General features: G+C 58.6%; 4 protein-coding genes and 1 pseudogene. All 5 read right to left on the reverse strand.

What is annotated here, in order from left to right:
• Positions 1-641: IS701 family transposase (locus AC11W3_RS10825; RefSeq protein WP_484093001.1), on the reverse strand; the 641-nt coding region annotated here is incomplete at its 3' end.
• 83 nt (positions 642-724) lie between these two features.
• Positions 725-1,363 carry an IS630 family transposase gene (locus tag AC11W3_RS10830; protein WP_484093003.1) on the reverse strand — a complete coding sequence of 213 codons (639 nt, stop codon included), beginning with the start codon at positions 1,361-1,363 and terminating at the stop codon, positions 725-727.
• Between the two features lie 50 nt (positions 1,364-1,413).
• Positions 1,414-1,857: pseudogene (locus tag AC11W3_RS10835) on the reverse strand (helix-turn-helix domain-containing protein); the annotation flags it as partial.
• A gap of 105 nt (positions 1,858-1,962) precedes the next feature.
• Positions 1,963-2,598, reverse strand: coding sequence for an IS630 family transposase (locus tag AC11W3_RS10840; protein ID WP_484093004.1), 636 nt, complete (start codon positions 2,596-2,598; stop codon positions 1,963-1,965).
• Positions 2,499-2,900 carry a helix-turn-helix domain-containing protein gene (locus tag AC11W3_RS10845; RefSeq protein WP_484093002.1) on the reverse strand — a complete coding sequence of 134 codons (402 nt, stop codon included), beginning with the start codon at positions 2,898-2,900 and terminating at the stop codon, positions 2,499-2,501. Before AC11W3_RS10845 ends, AC11W3_RS10840 begins: the two co-directional genes overlap by 100 nt.
• Between the last annotated feature and the right edge of the window lie 45 nt (positions 2,901-2,945).

A 2,945-nucleotide genomic window follows, 5' to 3' on the forward strand; every position in this document is an offset into this window, starting at 1 on the left:
CTCCCATAGACCGTATCGCCTGTCACCCAGGCCGCTTTGAGACCGGCGTCCAACGTTCGCGTGAGCATGCGGGCGGCCAGTTCCGGTTTCGTGGCAAAGCTGACCTGGGGTGGCACATGCGCTTCTCGACAGCGGTCTGGATCCTGGGTCCAGCTCTTGGGGAGGTACAAAGCGCGGTCCAGCAACGTATGACCTGCCTGGCTGGCATAGGTGAGAAAGACCCCGAGTTGACAATTCTCGATGCGCCCTGCCGTTCCGCTGTACTGGCGTTGCACTCCCACCGACTTGGTCCCTTTCTTCAGCAACCCCGTTTCATCGATGACCAGCACGGCATTGCTCTCCCCAAGCATCTCCTGCACATACCTGCACAGCACATCGCGCAGCTGCTCGCTGTCCCACACGGCTCGATCCAAGAGGTATTGCATCGCATACGGGGTCGTTTCTCCCGCCTCTTCGGCCAATTGCCAGCTATTTTTGCGTGCCAGCGGACTGAGTAACCCTCGCACATACGCCTGCGCTCGCTGCCTGGTCTGCACCTGCACAAAACAGGGGGCCATCCGCTGACACATCTGCTCGAACGCCTCTGTCCAGATCTCTGCCACCGATGTGGCTGAGGGGGATTCAAACTGTGGTGAAGCCATTAGCAGGTTTCCTTCTTCTCTTTTGTTTTCTTCTCCTTTTCATTCTATCCTAGATTACAACTGTAGTCCTAGTGCTGCGTTCCTTAAAGGCGATAACAAAAGAGGCGGCGATAGTGGCGATGATCCTTGGGCGGTCGGCCCCAGATCCAGGGCTTGGCTCTCCGGTTGAGTTGAGCGGTCGCGATGCGCGTGGCTTGCTCAATCTCATCAGGGTTGGCAAAGCTCTGTCCCGCCAGCGCATCGCGACGAAAGAGGCGCCACCAGCCCTCCTGTAGGTTGAGCCAGCACGCCCCTGTCGGAATGAAGACCTGATGGAGCCGGGGATGCTCTGCCAACCAGGCGCAGGTTTGGGTACTGTTATGGCTGGAGAGGTTGTCGGTGATGATGAAGAGGTCGCCCGTCGCATTGTCGGCTTCGATGTCCTTGAGCAACTCAATGTAGTTCCTCGAGTTGCGCGAGGCGGCGCATCGGGTCAGCTCCTTGCCATCGCGCACGCGCAGCGCTCCATACACCCAGGTTTTCTCAGGGCCGCGACTGTAATCCAGCGGCGCTTTAATGCGGTGGCCCGTAGCAGACCAGCCGGGCGCTGGAGGAAAGGTGCGCGGTATGACTGGCCCGAGTTCGTCGGTGCAAACGGTCGTCGACCCCTCGGGCGGCTCGGGGTAGTGGCAGACGACCGTCGTTCTTTTGAGACGAAGTCTGGATCGGAACTGTCCCCCCAGCTATGGGTATGACGCCAGTGCACTCCTTCCCGCAGGTAGATGCGGCGGATCTGGCTGCGTTTGACTTGGATCCCCGCTTCTTTGGCGGCTTGGGCCAGCGCATTAAGGGTCCACTGGGCTGAGCCCTCCTCGTCCCGGGCCAGCATGGTCCCATCGGCTTGCGTCTCCAGGTGTCCTGGCGGTGCTTGCTTGACCAGGGCGAGGATCCGACTGCGCTCCTGTTCGGTTAACCTCGGCTTGTGCCCTGATCCGGCTCGCATGCCCAGCCCAGTAATCCCCTCGGCATTGAAGCGCGCCAGATGAATACGCACCGTTTGTGGATGGCAGGCGAGCTGGGCGGCTATCTCGTTAGGTGTCTTGCCTGCCCAGCTCAACAGCACCATGTGGGCATGCCATTTCCAATCGGCCGGCGCATGAGAGCTGTTCGCCAGTTTCCGTATCATACGTGCTTCTTCTTCATCCTGTGCCGCTCGCGCTTTCACGTGTTTGGGCATCTCTTGCCTCCTTCCTCCTCTGAACACTTCCACCTGATATTTTATCGCCAATGAGGAACGCAGCACTACAGCGGCTTGCAGAAAGATTGATCCACTTCATCGTAGCTACTGAGCAGCAGGAAAATAGCCGCAATGAGTAAACCAACCCAGTGCATCTTGAGGAGTAATCGTTTCCAAGGCCTGAGAGAGCGCCTCCAATAACTCCTCACGGGTGCGGGCTCCTACACGGCGTAAAAAAGCTTTCAGCTTGGAAAACGCCTCTTCAATGGGCGAGAGGTCCGGCGAGTAGGAAGGTAAAAACAGCAGGTGGCATCCGCGCGCTTCAATGAGCGCCTGCACTCGCTGACTCTTGTGCGCACTCAAGTTGTCCAGCACCACGAGCTGCCCTGGCTCCAAACGAGGGGCTAGGATCTGCTCAACGTAAACCTCAAAAGCACTGGCATTGGTCGAGCCCTCGATGATCATCGCTGCTCCGATCCCAGAGAGGGAGAGAGACGCCATCAGGGTGGTATTCTTGCCGCGATTGCGCGGAATGCTACCATGGGCTCGCTCTCCTCGTGGTGCCCAGCCATACAAGGAAGTCAACCCCATGTGGGAGCCGCACTCATCCACGACCACCAACTGGCGGGCATCCACCTGCTTCATCTGCTCTCGCCATTGCTGGCGAGCGGCTTCATTCCTTTCGGTGGCTGCCAATGTCTTTTTTTTCGCGTCCAGCCCAACTGTTGGATCGCGCGACAGATCGTTGAAGCACTCACCCACTGACCATGGCTCTGTTCCCAGAGCTGACACCGCTGCGCCAAAGTGGCATCAGGGACTGTGACGAGTTGCTGGCTCAGGCCCTCTCGCAGAGGTCCCAGCTTCTTGGGAGGCCGTCCTGGGATCGGTTTGGCAGCCACACTGCCTGTCTCTCTTCGTTGTTTGAGGTAGCGCTTGATCGTCGAGAGGCCGACCCCAAACACCTCGGCGACTTCTTCCCGTGGCACGCCGTGATCCACTGCTGCCACAATGCGTTCTCTCAGTTCTTGCGTGTAGGCTTTCATACCGCTAGCCTATCACATGGCCTGATCTTTTTGCAATCCGCTGTA

The sequence above is a fragment of the Geomonas sp. genome (genome assembly GCF_056994735.1).

Bases quoted from the DNA above. Each gene is read 5' to 3' on its own strand.
- AC11W3_RS10845 (WP_484093002.1), bottom strand. From the start codon at position 2,900: ATGAAAGCCTACACGCAAGAACTGAGAGAACGCATTGTGGCAGCAGTG.